This window comes from Streptomyces sp. NPDC031474, from assembly GCF_055581185.1.
Genome location: NZ_JBVIJX010000013.1, coordinates 145,478 through 162,189, shown reverse-complemented (window position 1 = coordinate 162,189; position 16,712 = coordinate 145,478). Strand labels below are relative to the sequence as shown.

The 16,712-nt window shown below is 71.5% G+C and carries 15 protein-coding genes; 8 read left to right on the top strand and 7 right to left on the bottom strand.

Features of this window, described 5'->3' with window-relative positions; genetic code table 11:
• Window positions 1-36: 36 nt before the first annotated feature.
• Window positions 37-1,269, bottom strand: coding sequence for a sensor histidine kinase (locus ACZ5SK_RS27745; RefSeq protein WP_334576562.1), 1,233 nt, complete (start codon window positions 1,267-1,269; stop codon window positions 37-39).
• 6 nt (window positions 1,270-1,275) lie between these two features.
• A complete protein-coding gene (locus ACZ5SK_RS27740) occupies window positions 1,276-1,929 on the bottom strand; it encodes a response regulator transcription factor (RefSeq protein WP_003993508.1) in 654 nt (217 codons plus the stop codon).
• Window positions 1,930-2,346: 417 nt separating this feature from the next.
• Between ACZ5SK_RS27740 and ACZ5SK_RS27735 the strand changes: the two genes are divergently transcribed.
• Window positions 2,347-2,520, top strand: a complete 174-nt coding sequence (locus ACZ5SK_RS27735; protein WP_173877665.1) for a hypothetical protein — start codon at window positions 2,347-2,349, stop codon at window positions 2,518-2,520.
• An 85-nt stretch (window positions 2,521-2,605) separates the two neighbouring features.
• Here the strand turns inward: ACZ5SK_RS27735 and ACZ5SK_RS27730 are convergent, their stop codons facing one another.
• Together ACZ5SK_RS27730 and ACZ5SK_RS27725 are read right to left on the bottom strand one after the other, a co-directional pair.
• The gene (locus ACZ5SK_RS27730; RefSeq protein WP_334576563.1) at window positions 2,606-3,421 is read right to left on the bottom strand and encodes an inositol monophosphatase family protein; all 816 of its coding nucleotides are present in this window, start codon (window positions 3,419-3,421) and stop codon (window positions 2,606-2,608) included.
• 8 nt (window positions 3,422-3,429) lie between these two features.
• Window positions 3,430-4,557, bottom strand: a complete 1,128-nt coding sequence (locus ACZ5SK_RS27725; protein ID WP_334576565.1) for a ferrochelatase — start codon at window positions 4,555-4,557, stop codon at window positions 3,430-3,432.
• Window positions 4,558-4,729: 172 nt separating this feature from the next.
• Between ACZ5SK_RS27725 and ACZ5SK_RS27720 the strand changes: the two genes are divergently transcribed.
• From ACZ5SK_RS27720 to sepH, 3 genes are all read left to right on the top strand, one after another.
• Window positions 4,730-5,968, top strand: a complete 1,239-nt coding sequence (locus ACZ5SK_RS27720; RefSeq protein WP_334581139.1) for an MFS transporter — start codon at window positions 4,730-4,732, stop codon at window positions 5,966-5,968.
• Window positions 5,928-7,256 (top strand): D-arabinono-1,4-lactone oxidase, encoded by a 1,329-nt coding sequence (locus tag ACZ5SK_RS27715; RefSeq protein ID WP_334576566.1) that lies wholly within the window; start codon window positions 5,928-5,930, stop codon window positions 7,254-7,256. Before ACZ5SK_RS27720 ends, ACZ5SK_RS27715 begins: the two co-directional genes overlap by 41 nt.
• Window positions 7,257-7,696: 440 nt before the next feature.
• Window positions 7,697-8,734 carry a septation protein SepH gene (gene sepH / locus ACZ5SK_RS27710; protein ID WP_334576567.1) on the top strand — a complete coding sequence of 346 codons (1,038 nt, stop codon included), beginning with the start codon at window positions 7,697-7,699 and terminating at the stop codon, window positions 8,732-8,734.
• A gap of 127 nt (window positions 8,735-8,861) precedes the next feature.
• Here the strand turns inward: sepH and ACZ5SK_RS27705 are convergent, their stop codons facing one another.
• Entirely contained in the window at window positions 8,862-9,713 is an 852-nt protein-coding gene (locus ACZ5SK_RS27705; RefSeq protein WP_334576569.1) for a sulfurtransferase, read from the bottom strand.
• Between the two features lie 220 nt (window positions 9,714-9,933).
• Here ACZ5SK_RS27705 and ACZ5SK_RS27700 point away from each other — a divergent pair, with 220 nt between their 5' ends.
• Window positions 9,934-10,740, top strand: coding sequence for a VOC family protein (locus ACZ5SK_RS27700; RefSeq protein ID WP_334576571.1), 807 nt, complete (start codon window positions 9,934-9,936; stop codon window positions 10,738-10,740).
• 333 nt (window positions 10,741-11,073) lie between these two features.
• A complete protein-coding gene (locus ACZ5SK_RS27695; RefSeq protein WP_334576573.1) occupies window positions 11,074-12,318 on the top strand; it encodes an MFS transporter in 1,245 nt (414 codons plus the stop codon).
• A 62-nt stretch (window positions 12,319-12,380) separates the two neighbouring features.
• On the opposite strand, the gene ACZ5SK_RS27690 is transcribed toward ACZ5SK_RS27695, so the two are convergent.
• Both ACZ5SK_RS27690 and ACZ5SK_RS27685 read right to left on the bottom strand, forming a co-directional pair.
• The gene (locus tag ACZ5SK_RS27690; protein WP_361705628.1) at window positions 12,381-13,166 is read right to left on the bottom strand and encodes a thioesterase II family protein; all 786 of its coding nucleotides are present in this window, start codon (window positions 13,164-13,166) and stop codon (window positions 12,381-12,383) included.
• A 40-nt stretch (window positions 13,167-13,206) separates the two neighbouring features.
• Window positions 13,207-13,896, bottom strand: coding sequence for a FadR/GntR family transcriptional regulator (locus ACZ5SK_RS27685; protein ID WP_334576577.1), 690 nt, complete (start codon window positions 13,894-13,896; stop codon window positions 13,207-13,209).
• A 190-nt stretch (window positions 13,897-14,086) separates the two neighbouring features.
• Between ACZ5SK_RS27685 and leuA the strand changes: the two genes are divergently transcribed.
• On the top strand, window positions 14,087-15,886 hold the full coding sequence (leuA, locus tag ACZ5SK_RS27680) for a 2-isopropylmalate synthase (protein WP_334576579.1): 1,800 nt from the start codon (window positions 14,087-14,089) through the stop codon (window positions 15,884-15,886).
• Window positions 15,883-16,692 (top strand): ABC transporter ATP-binding protein, encoded by an 810-nt coding sequence (locus ACZ5SK_RS27675; RefSeq protein ID WP_334576581.1) that lies wholly within the window; start codon window positions 15,883-15,885, stop codon window positions 16,690-16,692. The genes leuA and ACZ5SK_RS27675 overlap by 4 nt, the downstream gene beginning before the upstream one ends.
• Window positions 16,693-16,712 lie beyond the last annotated feature (20 nt).

Here is a 16,712-nt window from a genome sequence, read left to right as displayed (position 1 = left end):
AAAGCGAACATCCCCGCGTGTGTCGGCGACATGGTCTCAGACAGGCAAGGTAACTCGCATCACCAGCCCACCCCCCTCGCGCGGCTGGGCCGCGATATGACCGCCGTGCGCGCGGGCCACGGACCGCACGATGGACAGGCCGAGCCCGACGCCCTTGTCGCTGCCCGTCCGCTCCGTACGCAGCCGACGGAAGGGCTCGAACAGGTTGTCGATCTCGTACGCCGGCACGACCGGCCCGGTGTTCGACACCACCAGGACCGCCTGGCCGTGCTGGATCTCGGTGAACACCTCGACCCAGCCGCCCTCGGGCACGTTGTACCGTACGGCGTTCTGTACGAGGTTCAGGGCGATCCGCTCCAGCAGGACTCCGTTGCCCTGGACGACCGCGGGTTTCTGCTCGCCCCGGATCACCACGCCCTTGGCCGCCGCCTCACCGTGGACCTGGTCGATGGCCTGCTCGGCGACCTCCGCAAGGTCCACCGGCTTGCGCTCGACGATCTGGTTGTCGCTGCGGGCGAGCAGCAGCAGGCCCTCGACGAGCTGCTCGCTGCGCTCGTTGGTGGCCAGCAGCGTCTTGCCGAGCTGTTGCAGCTCCACCGGGGCGCCCGGGTCGGAGAGGTGCACTTCGAGCAGGGTGCGGTTGATCGCCAGCGGTGTTCTCAGCTCGTGCGAGGCGTTGCCGACGAAGCGCTGCTGGGCCGTGAAGGCCCGCTGCAGGCGCTCCAGCATGTCGTCGAAGGTGTCGGCGAGCTCCTTCAGCTCGTCGTCCGGGCCGTCCAGCTCGATCCGGCGGGACAGGTCCGAGCCCGCCACCGCGCGCGCCGTGCGGGTGATCCGCCCCAGCGGGGAAAGAACGCGTCCGGCCATGGCGTAGCCGAAGGCGAAGGCGATGATCGCCAGGCCGAGAAGGGCGAGCAGGGAGCGGCTGAGGAGGTTGTCGAGGGCGTGCTGGCGCTGCTCGTTCACGCACTCGTTCATGGCGTGGTTGAGCTCGGTGGCGGTCGGCTGGACCGGGAAGTTGCAGGTGTCGCTGCCGACCTGGCCCGAGAGGATCTTGAAGGGCAGGTCGCTGCCCACGTTCAGCGCGTTCGCCGCGAGCAGATAGATGATCGACAGCAGCAGGATGCCGGCGATCAGGAACATGCCGCCGTACAGCAGCGTGAGGCGTATGCGGATGGTGGGGCGCAGCCAGGGCAGGGCGGCCTGCGGCCTCCTGGGGTCCCAGGTGGGCTTCGGGGGCGCCTGGGGCGGCGCGGGCGTCGATGCCACGGCGGATCAGATCCGGTAGCCGGAACCGGGGACGGTGACGATCACCGGAGGTTCGCCCAGTTTGCGGCGCAGCGTCATGACGGTCACCCGCACGACGTTGGTGAACGGATCGGTGTTCTCGTCCCAGGCCTTCTCGAGGAGCTGCTCCGCGGAGACCACCGCTCCCTCGCTGCGCATCAGGACCTCCAGGACGGCGAACTCCTTGGGCGCGAGCTGGACCTCCTTGCCGTCACGGAAGACCTCGCGGCGGTTGGGGTCGAGCTTGATGCCGGCGCGCTCCAGGACCGGCGGCAGCGGCACGCTGGTGCGCCGGCCGAGGGCACGCACGCGTGCGATCAGCTCGCTGAAGGCGAAGGGCTTGGGGAGGTAGTCGTCGGCGCCGATCTCCAGGCCCTCGACGCGGTCGCTGACGTCGCCGGACGCCGTGAGCATCAGCACGCGCGTGGGCATGCCGAGCTCGACGATCTTGCGGCAGACGTCGTCGCCGTGCACGAGGGGGAGGTCGCGGTCGAGGACGACCACGTCGTAGTCGTTGACGCCGATGCGCTCCAGGGCGGCCGCACCGTCGTACACGACGTCGACGGCCATGGCCTCCCGGCGCAGTCCGGTGGCCACCGCATCGGCGAGCAGCTGCTCGTCCTCGACGACGAGTACGCGCACGTCGCTTGTCCTTCCTCTGTCCACCCGCGTAGCGCTCCGTGAGCGCACGCGGGCGGGGGCCTTGGTGAGTGTGTGCTTCCATCCTGCCCTTTTCGGCCATAAGTCGGCGGTAAGGCGGGTGCGTGACAGATGAAGGAGCGGTGTGAAGCCCGGGAATGCGAGATTTTCTCGTCGGGTTGAGGTTTCCGTGGAGGGGAGCGGGGGGAGGACGGCTTTACACCCCGCGATCACGCTCTGCATGTGCCGCAGCACCATGTGGTACACCGCGTTCCGCTTCCCGCAGAGTGGGCGTGGGTGTCCGGCACCGTCGCCGCCCAGCAGGGCAGCGCTGGGCACCTGCTTGCAGACGTGATCGCCCCTTCCCAACCGGCACACCCCCGTGCCACCGACCCACGACCCAGGACGAGGGGGCGCAGCATGGACGCATTCACCACAGGACTTCTGCAGCGCATAAGGGCGACCGAGTCCGACCTGACGAGGGCTCGCGACGAGGGCGACGACTTCCTTGCCGAGGTGGAGCAGGCCGAACTCGACGACCTGCGTCGCCTCGCCGCCGAACACGGTGTGGAGGTCGGCGCGACGAGCGTCTGAGCAGTTCTGCGCAGTTCCCGAGCACGACGAAGGGGCCCCGGCGAATCCAGCGCCGGGGCCCCTTCGCGTGTCCGCGTCACGCGGCTCAGTCGTGCCAGGCGCCGAAGTCCTCCAGAAGCCGCTGGAGGGGCTCGAAGACGCCGGGCGTGGCCGCGACCGCCAGATCACGTGCCGGGCGCTCTCCGGGCCGTCCACCGGTCAGCGCGCCCGCTTCCCGGGCGATCAGGTCGCCTGCGGCGAGGTCCCAGGGGTGCAGCCCGCGCTCGTAGTAGCCGTCGAGGCGGCCGACGGCCACGTCGCACAGGTCGACCGCGGCCGAGCCGCCGCGCCGGATGTCCCGCAGCAGCGGGATGAGCCGCTGCGCGACGTCGGCCTGGTGGGCGCGGACCTCGGTGACGTAGTTGAAGCCGGTGGAGACCAGGGCCTGGTCCAGCGGCGCCGTCGGACGGCAGGACAGCACGCGCTCGCCCTCCCAGGCGCCCTTCCCGCGGGCCCCTGCGCCGCGCACGGCGTGGTACGTCTCGCCGCGCATCGGGATCTCGACGACTCCCACGACCGTCTCGCCGCCTTGCTCGGCGGCGATGGAGACGGCCCAGGTGGGCAGCCCGTAGAGGTAGTTGACCGTGCCGTCCAGCGGGTCGATCACCCAGCGGATGCCACTGCTGCCCTCGCTGGAGGCGCCCTCCTCGCCGAGGAAGCCGTCGTCGGGGCGGTGCTCGGAGATGAAGCCGGTGATGAGCTTCTCGGCGGCGATGTCCATCTCGGTGACCACGTCGATCGGGCTCGACTTGGTGGCGGCGACCGCGAGGTCGGCCGGGCGGCCGTCCCGCAGCAGCTCACCGGCCCGGCGGGCGGCGTCCTGGGCGAGCTCCAGCAGTTCGGTGTGCAGGGGGTCGGTCACGCCGCTCCTCACGCGTAGGGGCTGTCGGCGCCCGCGGCGGCGGGCTTGGGGGCGCGGGCGGGGCAGCAGCCGACCGGGCACACGTTGTGGCTCGCGCCGAGCGCCCCCAGGGCGCACGGGGTGATCTCCCGGCCGTTCTCCTGTCCGGCGCGCTCCAGGACGAGCTCGCGGATCGCGGCAGCGAAGCGCGGGTCGGCGCCCACGGTGGCCGAGCGGCGTACCGGCAGGCCGAGGTCCTGCGCCTTGGCCTTCGCCTCGGTGTCGAGGTCGTAGAGGACCTCCATGTGGTCGGAGACGAAGCCGATGGGGGCCATCACGACCGCGGGGGCGCCGGCCGCGTGCCGCTCCTCCAGGTGGTCGCAGATGTCGGGCTCCAGCCACGGGATGTGCGGGGCGCCGGAGCGCGACTGGTAGACGAGCTGCCAGGGGTGGTCCACACCGGTGCGCTCGCGGACGGCGTCGGCGATCAGCTGTGCGACGTCCAGGTGCTGCGCCACGTACGCGCCACCGTCGCCGTGGTCCTCGACCGGGCCGGAGGTGTCGGCCGAGGCCGTCGGGATCGAGTGGGTGGTGAAGGCGAGGTGGGCGCCCGCACGGACGTCGTCGGGCAGGTCGGCGAGGGACGCCACGACGCCGTCGATCATGGGCTCCAGGAAGCCCGGGTGGTTGAAGTAGTGCCGCAGCTTGTCGACCCTCGGCGGCTGGAGGCCCTCGGCCTCCAGCGCGGCCAGCGAGTCGGCGAGGTTCTCACGGTACTGGCGGCAGCCCGAGTAGGAGGCGTAGGCGCTGGTGGCGAGGACGAGGATGCGGCGGCGGCCGTCGGCGGCCATCTCGCGCAGGGTGTCCGTGAGGTATGGGGACCAGTTGCGGTTGCCCCAGTAGATCGGCAGGTCCAGGCCGTGGTCGGCGAAGTCCTTGCGCAGGGCGTCCAGCAGGGCGCGGTTCTGGTCGTTGATGGGGCTGACCCCGCCGAACAGGAAGTAGTGCTGACCGACTTCCTTGAGGCGTTCCTTGGGGATGCCTCGCCCGCGCGTCACGTTCTCCAGGAACGGAATCACGTCCTGAGGGCCCTCCGGGCCGCCGAAGGAGAGCAGGAGCAGGGCGTCGTAGGGGGTTGCATCGAGCGCGTCTCGCATGGGTCGATCCTGCCACCCGCCTCTGACAGCCGGGAAACGGCGGGGTGACGGACGGGGACGTGCCACCCGTGCGGCCCGGGAGCGCCGCCCATACGTTAGGGTTACCTAACTCGTAAGCTGTACGAGCTGTATTCACGCCTTACCGCGCGTGACCGGACCACCGGAGACCGCCGTGCCCAGCCCGTATCGCGCCCTGTTCGCCGCCCCCGGCTCCAAGGCCTTCTCCGCCGCGGGGTTCCTCGGCAGGATGCCGCTGTCGATGATGGGCATCGGCGTGGTCACGATGATCTCCCAGCTCACCGGGCGTTATGGGCTCGCTGGCGCGCTGTCGGCGACCATCGCGCTGGCGGCCGCGGTCTTCGGGCCGCAGATCTCGCGGCTGGTGGACCTGCACGGGCAGCGCCGGGTGCTGCGTCCGGCGACGGTGGTCGCGCTCGCCGCGTCGGCCGGGCTGCTGCTGGCCGCGCACTTCGAGTGGCCGGACTGGGTGTTGTTCGTGTGCGCCGCGGGCATCGGGTCCGTGCCGAGCCTGGGCGCGATGATCCGGGCCCGCTGGGCGGCCCTGTACCGGGACACCCCCCAACTGCACACGGCGTACTCGTTCGAGTCCGTGGTGGACGAGGTGTGCTTCATCTTCGGGCCGATCATCTCCATCGGCCTGTCCACCGTCTGGTTCCCGGAGGCGGGACCACTGCTGGCGGCCTGCTTCCTCGCCGTCGGGGTCTTCTGGCTGACCGCCCAGCGGGCCACCGAGCCGAAGCCGCACCCGCGCGGGCAGCGCGGCGGCGGATCGGCACTGCGCTCGCCCGGACTGCAGGTCCTGGTGGCCACCTTCGTGGCGACCGGAGCGATCTTCGGGGCGGTCGACGTGGTCACGGTCGCCTTCGCCGACGAGCAGGGCCACAAGGGCGCCGCCAGCCTCGTCCTCGCGATCTACGCGACCGGTTCGTGCGCGGCCGGGCTCGTGTTCGGCCTGCTGCGCCTCAAGGGGGCGCCGGAGCGGCGCTGGCTGCTGGGCGTGTTCATGATGGCCGTGAGTATGATCCCCCTCCTACTGGTCGGAAACTTGCCGTTTCTGGCCGTGGCGCTGTTCTTTGCGGGCCTGGCCATCGCTCCCACGATGATCACCACGATGTCCCTCATCGAAGAGCACGTACCACGCGCACATCTGACCGAGGGCATGACCTGGATCAGCACCGGGCTCGCGGTCGGGGTCGCGCTCGGCTCCTCTCTCGCCGGCTGGGTCATCGACGCGGCCGGGGCGCGGGCCGGGTACGGGGTTCCGGCGGTGTCCGGAGCCGTCGCGGTCGCGGTCGGTTTCCTGGGGTACCGCCGGCTGAGCAGACCGGCGCCGGGTCGGGGAGGCACCGTTGAGCAGCACAGCGAGCGGGAAGAACGGCACGTGGCGTAACTGGGGCAGCAATGTCGCCGCACGCCCCGCGCGTGAGGTCACACCCGCGTCCGTCGACGAGTTGGCGGCGGCCGTGCGCCGGGCCGCCGAGGACGGGCTGAAGGTGAAGGCGGTCGGCACCGGCCACTCCTTCACGTCGATCGCCGCCACGGACGGTGTGCTGATCCGCCCTCAGCTCCTGACCGGCATCCGCAAGATCGATCGCGACGACATGACCGTCACGGTCGAGGCCGGCACACCGCTCAAGAGACTCAACCTGGCCCTCGCGCGCGAGGGGCTGTCGCTCACGAACATGGGCGACATCATGGAACAGACCGTCTCGGGGGCCATCAGCACCGGCACGCACGGCACCGGCCGCGAGTCCGCCTCGATCGCCGCCCAGATCAAGGGGCTCGAACTCGTCACCGCGGACGGCTCGGTGCTCACCTGCTCCGAGAAGGGGACCGACGAGGAGCGCGCGCTCTTCGCCGCCGCCCGGATCGGCCTGGGCGCCCTCGGCATCGTCACCGCGATCACTTTCGCCGTGGAGCCGATCTTCCTGCTCACCGCGCGCGAGGAGCCGATGCCCCTCGACAGGGTCCTCGCCGAGTTCGACGAACTGTGGGCCGAGAACGAGCACTTCGAGTTCTACTGGTTCCCGCACACCGGCAGCACCAACACCAAGCGCAACAACCGCAGCGCCGGCCCGCGCAAGCCGGTGAGCCCGGTCGCGGGCTGGATCGAGGACGAGTTCCTCTCCAACGGCGTCTTCCAGGCGGCCCAGTGGGTGGGCCGGGCGGCGCCCGCCACGATCCCGACGATCGCCCAGGTCTCCAGCAGGGCCCTGTCCGCGCGCACCTACACGGACATCCCCTACAAGGTCTTCACGTCCCCGCGCCGGGTGCGGTTCGTGGAGATGGAGTACGCCGTCCCGCGCGCGGCCGTGACCGAGACGCTGCGCGAGCTGAAGACCATGATCGAGCGCTCCGACCTCAGGATCAGCTTCCCGGTGGAGGTGCGCACCGCGCCCGCCGACGACATCACCCTGTCCACCGCCTCCGGCCGCGACAGCGCGTACATCGCCGTCCACATGGTCAAGGGCACGCCGTACCAGAGGTACTTCACCGCCGCCGAGCCCATCTTCACCGCCCACGAGGGCCGGCCGCACTGGGGCAAGGTGCACACGCGGGACGCCGAGTACTTCGCCGGTGTGTATCCGCGCTTCGCCGAGTTCACGGCCTTGCGGGACCGGCTGGATCCCGACCGTCGGTTCCAGAACGACTACTTGCGGAGGGTTCTGGGGCCGTAGCGGGCTCCGTCGGAGCCGGCGGGGGCACGAGAGCGAAACAGTCGCCTCCGTTTCGGGAGATTGCGTGAAATGTGCCGCGCCCAAGATCGCGAAAAGGCCGCCACGGAGGGTCAAGTCCCACTTCTCGCGAGAAGTTGGCTGGCGTGCCAATCCACGCACGTGGCCCAAATGGAGTACTGTTGCGAGCCCTGGGCCCGGTCTCCCGCCAGGATGTCCGGGGCCTCGCTGGACCGCCTGGAGGGGGCTAGTTGCACAGGGTGACGGCGTTGGTCACTCAGCGTGGCGAATGGGTAACCGTGCCATAACGGCGGCGCAGGGCCTGTGCCCGACACGCCGGGCAACTCGGCAAGGTTGTGGCAGGCTGCACCCGGGCAGGCCACACTCGACTAGCGGAAGCAGCGACGCACGTGACGTCGGCAGGCACCACCCGGGAGGTCCCCATGCCCGAACTGCGTGTCGTGGCCGTCTCGAATGACGGCACACGGCTGGTGCTGAAGGCTGCGGACAGCACGGAGTACACGCTTCCGATCGACGAGCGTCTGCGCGCCGCCGTACGCGGCGACCGTCCCCGCCTCGGCCAGATCGAGATCGAGGTGGAGAGCCATCTCCGCCCCCGCGACATCCAGGCGCGTATACGTGCCGGTGCGACCGCGGAAGAAGTCGCGCAGATGGCCGGCATCCCTGTCGACCGTGTGCGCCGCTTCGAAGGCCCCGTGCTGGCCGAGCGTGCCTTCATGGCCGAGCGGGCCCGGAAGACTCCGGTCCGTCGGCCCGGTGAGAACGCCGGGCCCCAGCTCGGCGAGGCGGTCCAGGAACGGCTGTTGCTGCGCGGCGCCGAGAAGGACACCGTCCAGTGGGACTCCTGGCGCCGCGACGACGGCACCTGGGAGGTCCTGCTGGTCTACCGGGTCGCGGGCGAACCGCACTCGGCGAGCTGGACGTACGACCCGCCCCGGCGGCTCGTCCAGGCCGTCGACGACGAGGCGCGTTCGCTGATCGGCGAGTCCGACGACCTGGCCGCTCCGGAGCCCAGCTTTCCGTTCGTCCCGCGTATCGCCCGGCTGCCGCGCGACCGGCCGCTGGACCGCGCCCTCGACCGGCCGAGCCTGCCGGCCCAGCCGTCGGAGCCGGCCGAGGAGACCACCGGCGAGCGCGAACGGGACTCGCTGACCAGCCTGTTGGAGGCGGTGCCGAGCTTCCGTGGCGACATGGTCGTCCCGGAGCGCCCGGCGGAACCCGCCACGGAGGAGCCCGACGAGCAGGAGCCCGTCGCCGAGGAACCCCCGGCGCCGGCCGCCTCCGCCGGTTCCGCCTACGCGGACGTCCTCATGCCGCGTTCCGTGGGCAGCCACCGCGACCGTCTCGTCGGCGCCACCGACCGGCAGGCCGAGGCGGACGGCGTCCGTCCGGGCCGCCGGGCCGCCGTGCCGAGCTGGGACGAGATCGTGTTCGGGACGCGGCGCAAGAAGCAGGAGTAAGCGGCCCCCGGGCAACTCGCCCGGGGCGTCCGTCTCTTCGCCGATGCCGGTTCGCACAGAGGTACATACGTGGGGGAGGGCCGCTCCTGTTCGGAGCAACCCTCCCCCGGCGTGTGCCCGCGGCCGGTCACTGGGGGTCGGGGCCCACCGCGACCGGCCGGGCCGGGTCCGCGGACCACTCCGACCACGACCCGACGTACAGAGCCGCCGGAATCCCGGCGACCGCCAGCGCCAGCACCTCGTGCGCCCCCGAGACGCCCGAGCCGCAGTACACGCCCACCTCGGCGCCGTCCTGCGCTCCCAGCGCCTTGAACCGGGCCTTCAGCTCCTCGGCGCTCAGGAAACGGCCGTCCGGGGCCACGTTGTCGTTCGTGGGCGCGGACACGGCGCCCGGGATGTGTCCGCCGACCCGGTCGATCGGCTCGACCTCACCGCGGTACCGCTCCCCCGCGCGGGCGTCGAACAGCACTCCGGAGCGGGCGAGCGCCGCGGCCCCGTCCGCGTCGAGCAGGCCGTCGGCGCCCGGCTCGGGCTCGAAGTCGCCCTGCACGCGCGCGGGGACGTCGACGGAGAGGTCCCCCTGCCACGACGGCAACCCGCCGTCCAGGACCCGCACGTCCGGGTGCCCCGTCCAGCGCAGCAGCCACCACGCGCGTGCCGCCGCCCAGCCCTGCCCGCCGTCGTACACGACCACCGGTCGGCCGGCGAAGACACCCGCACGGCGCATCGCTGCGCCGAACTCCGCGAGGTCGGGCAGCGGATGACGGCCGCGACCGCCCGGCGCTCCCGTGAGCTCCCGGTCCAGGTCGACGTAGACCGCGCCGGGCACATGCCCGGCCTCGTACGCGGCCCGGCCGTCGAAGGACGGCTCACCGGCCGCCTTCGCCACGCTGAGCTGCCAGCGGACGTCGAGGACGACGGGCGGATTCTCCCCCGCCAGGTCGCCGGCCAGTTCCGATGCGGTGATGATGGCGTTCATGGCCACCATCCTCGCGCACGGAGTGGCCCCGTCGCTCATGTCCGGCTACTCTGCTCGGCCGGGCAGGCTCGATCACGAGGCGTGCGGGATCGAGCACATGCCGTACAGGCGATCGACATACGGCGACAACCGCCCGTAAACCGATGAGAAACCCCCCATCAGGCATTCTCCGAGGGCGGAAGCGACGCGGCCCCCACGAGGGGCCGAGGAGAGAGTGACGATGACCGAGGCAGGTGGGTCGGCCGGCCCGACCGGTGCAGCACACACTCGGTATGCGCCCGGCACACCCTGCTGGGTGAGTCTGATGGCGCACGGGTTGACCACGACGCAGGAGTTCTACGGTGAGCTGTTCGGTTGGGAATTCCAACCCGGTCCGCCGCAGCTCGGTCCCTACGCGCGGGCGCTGCTCGACGGCCGTGAGGTGGCCGGCATCGGCCAACTGCCCCCGGACCGCCATCTCCCCGTGGCCTGGACGCCGTATCTCGCCTCGGACGACGTGGACACGACCGCCGAAACGGTCCGGCTGTGCGGCGGCACGATCGGGGTGGGCCCCCTGGACGCTGCCGACGACGGCCGTCTGGCGATCGGCTCCGATCCCTCCGGCGCCGTCTTCGGCATCTGGCAGGCGGCGGCGCACGTCGGCACGGCCGTTACCGGTGTGCCCGGCACGCCCGTCTGGTACGAACTGGCGACGTACGAGACCGCGAGCGTCCGCAAGTTCTACGAGACGGTGTTCGGCTACGCCGAGGAGGCGATGGTGGTGTCCGCCGACTTCGACTATCTGACCCTGCATGTGGCGGGCCGCGCCGTCGCCGGCATCCACGGCGTGGGCGGCGCGCTGCCGCGGGACCTGGGGCCGCACTGGACGACGTACTTCGAAGTGGCCGACACGGACGCGGCGCTCGCCCGCGTCGCCGACCTCGGCGGGCAGGTCCTCGGACCCGCCGAGGACAGCGCGCACGGCCGCGTGGCGACCGTGGCCGACCCCGAGGGCGCCCATTTCTCGCTGATCCAGATGCCGCGGTGAAGGGCCGTCCCTGGACCGTGCACTTCTGTCTACACAGCACCGGCAAACACGGAGCGGACACGGAGCGGCTGCCAGGGACAGTAGGGCGCGGTCATGGCTCCCATCAATGGCTGTAGCGACCATTGGCCGAAGCATGCGGGTGGCCACGGGCCACCCACCCGCCGTCCAGCCGGTTGTTTCTCGGATATCGAGACAGGCCCGTGCCGACCGTAGCCGTCCGACACCAGAGGGGGTCTGATGCAGCCCGGACGCGAGGCTTCGCTTCGGAAAACGGACGAAGGGGCCGGCGTACCCGACGGGTCCTCGGGGGCGGCATCGCGGCGGCGGGTGGCGGTGGCCAGCTTCATCGGCACGGCCATCGAGTTCTACGACTTCTACATCTACGGCACCGCCGCCGCGCTCGTCGTCGACGAGGCGTTCTTCCCCAACCTCTCTCCGGTCAGCGGCGTGCTCGCCGCCTTCTCCACCTATGCGGTGGCCTTCGTGGCCCGGCCCCTCGGCTCGGTCCTGTTCGGCCACTTCGGGGACCGGGTGGGCCGCAAGTCCGTACTCGTCACCTCCCTGCTGCTGATGGGCCTGTCGACGGCGGCGGTCGGTTTCCTCCCGACGTACGGCACCTGGGGAGCCTGGGCGCCGGCGCTGCTGGTGCTGCTGCGCTTTCTGCAGGGCCTCGGGCTCGGCGGGGAATGGGGCGGTGCGGCCCTGCTGGCGGTGGAGCACGCGCCGTCCGGCCGCCGGGGCCGGTACGCCGCCTACCCCCAACTCGGCCCGTCCGTCGGCTTCTTCGCGGCGACCGGCGTCTTTCTGCTGCTGTCCACCGCGGTCAGTGACGAGGCGTTCAGGGGGTGGGCGTGGCGGGTGCCGTTCCTGCTGTCCCTCGTCCTGGTGGCCGTGGGCCTGTTCGTCCGGATCCGGATCAGCGAGACTCCGGTCTTCCAGAAGGTGCTGGCGGACCGGCAGGCGAGCCGGAGCCCGTTCGCCGACGTCGTACGCCGGTGTCCGCGGGAGCTGCTGCTCGGCTCCGGCGCGATGATCGTGGCGTACGGCCTGTTCTACACGGCCACCACGTACTGCCTGTCGTACGGAACGAAGACGCTCGGTGTCGGCCGGACCAGCATGCTGCTCGCCTCCATGGGGGCCGTCGTCTTCCTCGCCGCCGGAACATGGCTCGCGGCGACGCGGTCCGACCGGCTCGGCCGGCGGCGCACGGCACTGACGGGCACGATCGGGGCGGCGGTGTGGGGCCCGCTGCTCTTCCCGCTGCTGGACACCGGCCGGCTGCCGTTGATCGTCGTCGGGCTGGGTGGGGCCCTGCTGCTCATGGGCGTGATCTACGGACCCATGGGGGCGTTCCTGCCGGAGCTGTTCCCGGCGGAGCTGCGGTATTCCGGCGCCGGTCTCGCCTACAGCCTGGGCGGTGTGGCGGGCGGCGCGGTCGCTCCGCTGGTGGCGACCCGCCTGCAGTCCGCGTTCGGCTCGGCGTCGGTCGGGTGGTACGTCAGCTTCATGGCCCTCGTGTCGTTGGGCTGTCTGCTGGGCCTGCCGGAAACCCGCGAACGCGGGCCGGCGGAAGGTTGAGCCCGGCGCCTGAGCACCGGCACGGACCGGCTGAGGTCGTAAGGCTTGTGCCGTCCGCCGGGTCATGGACGCGCGTCGAGCGCCCACTCGTTCGTCATGACACCGCGGAGGATGTCCGCCACGTCCTCGGCACGCTCGTTGGTGAAGAAGTGCCCCCCGGGCAGCTCGTGCACGCGCAGGGTCGAGGTGGTGTGCCGCTCCCACGCCCGGACGCCGGGCGGGTCGGTGAGGGGGTCCGTGGTTCCCGTCAGCGCGACGACCGGACAGTCGACGGCCGAGCCGGGCGCCGCTCGGTAGCGGCTGTGCGCCATGAGGTCACCGCGGATGACCGGCAGGAATATCCGGCGCAGCACCGGGTGCTCCAGCAGCCCGGCGTCCGCGCCTCCCAGCGATCCGATCAGTTCGGCCAGCGGCCCGTCCGGGTCGCCGGAGCCGTCGCCGACGGGGTCGTCCAGGACGGGCAGCCTGATGCGCGAAGGGGCGGGATGCCCGGACGCCACCAGGACGAGCCGCCGCTGGTCCGGCATGCGCCGGACGACCTCGTAGGCCACCGCCGCCCCCAGGCTGTGGCCGAAGAGGAGCAGCGGTCCGTCTCCGCGGACCGGGGCGAGCGCTTCGGCCACCTGGTCCGCGAGGACGTGCACATCGGTGAAGAGAGGCTCGCGCCCTCGTTCCGCACGCCCCGGGTAGCGCACGCACGCCGTCCGGGCGGTGCCGGCCAGCCGCGCCGCCAGGTCCCGGTAGGAGTCGGCGGAGCCACCCGAGTGCGGGAAGAAGAGGACCGTCCAGGACGTGGCGGGTGACGCGGCGGAGGGAAAGGACCGTATCCACGGTTCGGCATCGAGCACGGCTACCGCTCTCTGGGAGGACGACGGACGACGACGCGGATCAGAGGGAGTGGAGCAGGGCGAGGGTCTGCTGGAGCTCGTCCCGCAGCGCCCGTCCGGCCGCCTCGGCATCTCCCTGCACAACGGCGTTCACCAGGACGGCGTGTCCCGCGTCGCCGTGGTTGGGATTGTCGGAGCGCAGGCTGAGCAACTCGACGAGATCGAGCAGACGTCTCTGGAGCACCGGCACGAACTCGGTGAACAGGCTGGTGAGGACCGGGTTGTGGGCCGCGGCGACCATGACCCGGTGCAGGGCGATGTCGGCCTCGACGAACTCGGCGTTGCCGGCGTTCGCGGCGTCACGGCGCCTGGCCAGGGCATCGTGGAGGGCGGCGATGTCGTCCTCGGTCCGGCGCTGCGCGGCCAGCTGCGCGGCCTCCACCTCGAGGAGCATCCGCACCTCGTAGACGTCCGTGATGACCGCTTGGCGGAGCTGGGTGGACCAGTCCTCCTTGGGCTTGGTCGCGATGACGAAGACTCCGGCGCCCTGGCGCGCCTGGACCAGTCCCGCGCCGGCCAGTGCGCGCAGGGCCTCGCGGACGGTGGAGCGTCCCACGCCGAGAGACTTGGCGAGGGCGGTCTCGCCGGGGAGCTTCGTCCCCACGGCCCACTCACCGCCGGTGATCTGCTCGCGCAGGTGTTCCGTGGCCTGTTCGACCAAGGGGGACGGCCGCAAGGCACCTAGTGACATGTGAGGTTCACCTTTCCACACCTCTCGGGTTGTCTGAGGAGCTGAGTTGTCGTTACTGTACCTCGCATGCTGCTGCACGAGCTCCTTCTCCTCGGCTGCCGCTGCGGGGCCTGACACGACCGGCACCCCGCAGCGGGGTTCGGGGCTGCGCCGGTCGCACGATGGCCGACCGAAAGAAGTTCAGCACACCATGGCTGCTCCCTCTCAGAGCACGGCGTTTCCCACCCTGCGCACTCCCGCCGGTGACGTCCCGGCGGACGCGCCGCGCTGGAACCCCCAGCGTCCGAGCGCGATGCCGCACCACCGTTACCAGCCCGCGCACCAGCGGGTCGCCCTGCCCCTGACAGAACGCACCTGGCCCTCGCGCCGGCTCGAGCGGGCCCCCCTGTGGGTGCCGGTCGACCTGCGCGACGGCAACCAGGCGCTGGCCGAGCCGATGGACACCGCGCGCAAGCGCCGGATGTTCGACCTCCTGGTCACCATGGGCTTCAAGGAGATCGAGGTCGGCTACCCGTCCGCCAGCCAGACCGACTTCGACTTCGTACGGCACCTGGCCGACAGCGGCACCGTCCCCGACGACGTGACCGTCTCCGTGTTCACCGCGGCCCGCGAAGACCTGATCGACCGGACCATCGCCTCCGTCGAAGGCCTCCCCCGCACCCTCGTGCACCTCTACACCGCGACCGCGCCCACCTGGCGGAACGTGGTCCTGTCCCGCTCCCGTGCCGAGGTCCACCGGCTGATCCTGGACGCGGCCGGCTACCTGCTGCGCAAGGCCGAACAGCGGCCGGGCGCCGACATCCGGTTCGAGTTCTCCCCGGAGGTCTTCAACCTCACGGAGCCGGACTTCGTCCTGGACGTGTGCAACAGCGTGACCGAGCTGTGGGAGGCGAGCCCCGACCGGCCGGTGATCCACAACCTGCCCGCGACCGTGGAGATCGCCACGCCCAACGTGTACGCGGACCAGATCGAGTACATGGACCGTCACCTGGCGCGCCGCGACTCGGTGATCCTCTCCGTCCACCCGCACAACGACCGCGGCACCGGCGTCGCCTGCGCCGAACTCGCCGTGCTGGCGGGGGCACAGCGCGTCGAGGGCTGTCTGTTCGGCAACGGCGAGCGCACCGGGAACGTCGACCTGGTGACGCTGGCCCTCAATCTGTACGCGCAAGGCGTGAACCCGATGGTCGACTTCTCCGACATCGACGCGGTGCGCGAGGTGGTGGAGCACTGCAACCGGCTGCCGGTCCACCCCCGCCACCCCTACGGCGGCGACCTCGTGCACACCGCCTTCTCCGGCACCCACCAGGACGCCATCGCCAAGGGCCTGGCCCATCACGCCAAGCAGGCCGCCGAGCAGGGCCTCGCCGCCGAGGAGGCGCCATGGGCGGTGCCGTACCTGCCCATCGACCCGGGTGACATCGGCCGCACCTACGAGGAGGTCATCCGCATCAACTCCCAGTCCGGCAAGGGAGGCATCGCCCACCTCCTGCACACCCACCACGGGCTGGACCTGCCCCAGTCGATGCGCCCGGACTTCTCCCGCGCGGTGCAGCACGTCACCGACTCCACCGGCCAGGAGCTGAGCCACAAGGAGCTGTGGGAGCTCTTCCGCACCACCTACATCGCCCCGGCCCTGGACGGCACCCTCGCCCTGGCCTCCTGGAACGCCACGGAACCCGCCCCCGGCGAACACCGGTTCACCTGCACCCTGCGCACCGGTGGGCAGGAGCACTCCTGCCACGGCACCGGCAACGGACCGCTGTCCGCCCTCGCCGACGCCCTGCGCACCGTGGGCATCACCGTCGACATCCTCGGCTACACCGAGCACTCCACCAGCACCGGGCCCGGCAGCCCCGCCGTGGCCTACGCCGAGTGCCGGGTGAACGGCGTGACCCGCTGGGGCGCGGGCTGGGACACCTCCGTCCTGACCGCGTCGGTCCACGCCGTCATGGCCGCCGTCAACCGCTGCGAACAGGCCTCCTCGTGACCACAGCACCGGTACTCCACGCGCAGGACGTGGAGGTCGTCCGCGACGGCAACGCGATCCTGAGTGATGTGTCGCTGACCGTACGGGCAGGCGAGCACTGGGCGCTGCTCGGCCCCAACGGCGCGGGCAAGACCACCCTGCTCGCTCTCCTCGGGGCTCTCGCCCACCCCACGCGCGGCGCCGTCGAAGTACTGGGCCACCGGCTGGGACGGGTCGACATGCGCCAACTACGCTCCTGCGTCGGACATGTGAACCCACGCCACGACCTGCGCTCGGCTCTCAAGGTCCACGACGTGGTGCTGACCGGCGTCACCAACTCCCTCGAACGCATCCCCCGATGGACTCCGGCCCCCGAACAGGTCGCCCTCGCCGACCGCCTCATCGAGCTGCTCGGCCTCGGCGACCGCCGCGAGGCACGGTGGCCGACCCTGTCCCAGGGCGAGCGGGGCCGTGCGCTGATCGCCCGGGCGCTGATGCCCAGTCCACGGCTGCTGCTGCTCGACGAACCCGCGACCGGTCTGGACGTCGCAGGCCGCGAGCAGCTCATCGAACGGCTCGACACGTTGCAGCACACCTATCCGGACCTCGCCTCGGTCCTGGTCACCCATCATCTGGAAGAGCTTCCCCCGGGGACGACCCATGTGCTGCTGCTGCGCGACGGGCGCCCGCTGGCCTCCGGGCCCGTCGAGGAGGTCCTCACCAGCGACCAGGTCAGCAAGTGCTTCGACCATCCCATCCGGCTCACCCGCACCGACGGACGCTGGAGCGTAACTGCCCGCCGCGCGCCCAGGCCGCCCGCCGGCTGAGGCGGCGGGGTGCGGTGGTG

Bases quoted from the DNA above. Each gene is read 5' to 3' on its own strand.
- ACZ5SK_RS27685 (WP_334576577.1), bottom strand. From the start codon at position 13,896: ATGTCACTAGGTGCCTTGCGGCCGTCCCCCTTGGTCGAACAGGCCACG.
- ACZ5SK_RS27725 (WP_334576565.1), bottom strand. From the start codon at position 4,557: ATGCGAGACGCGCTCGATGCAACCCCCTACGACGCCCTGCTCCTGCTC.
- ACZ5SK_RS27735 (WP_173877665.1), top strand. From the start codon at position 2,347: ATGGACGCATTCACCACAGGACTTCTGCAGCGCATAAGGGCGACCGAG.
- ACZ5SK_RS27705 (WP_334576569.1), bottom strand. From the start codon at position 9,713: ATGAACGCCATCATCACCGCATCGGAACTGGCCGGCGACCTGGCGGGG.
- ACZ5SK_RS27700 (WP_334576571.1), top strand. From the start codon at position 9,934: ATGACCGAGGCAGGTGGGTCGGCCGGCCCGACCGGTGCAGCACACACT.
- leuA (WP_334576579.1), top strand. From the start codon at position 14,087: ATGGCTGCTCCCTCTCAGAGCACGGCGTTTCCCACCCTGCGCACTCCC.
- sepH (WP_334576567.1), top strand. From the start codon at position 7,697: ATGCCCGAACTGCGTGTCGTGGCCGTCTCGAATGACGGCACACGGCTG.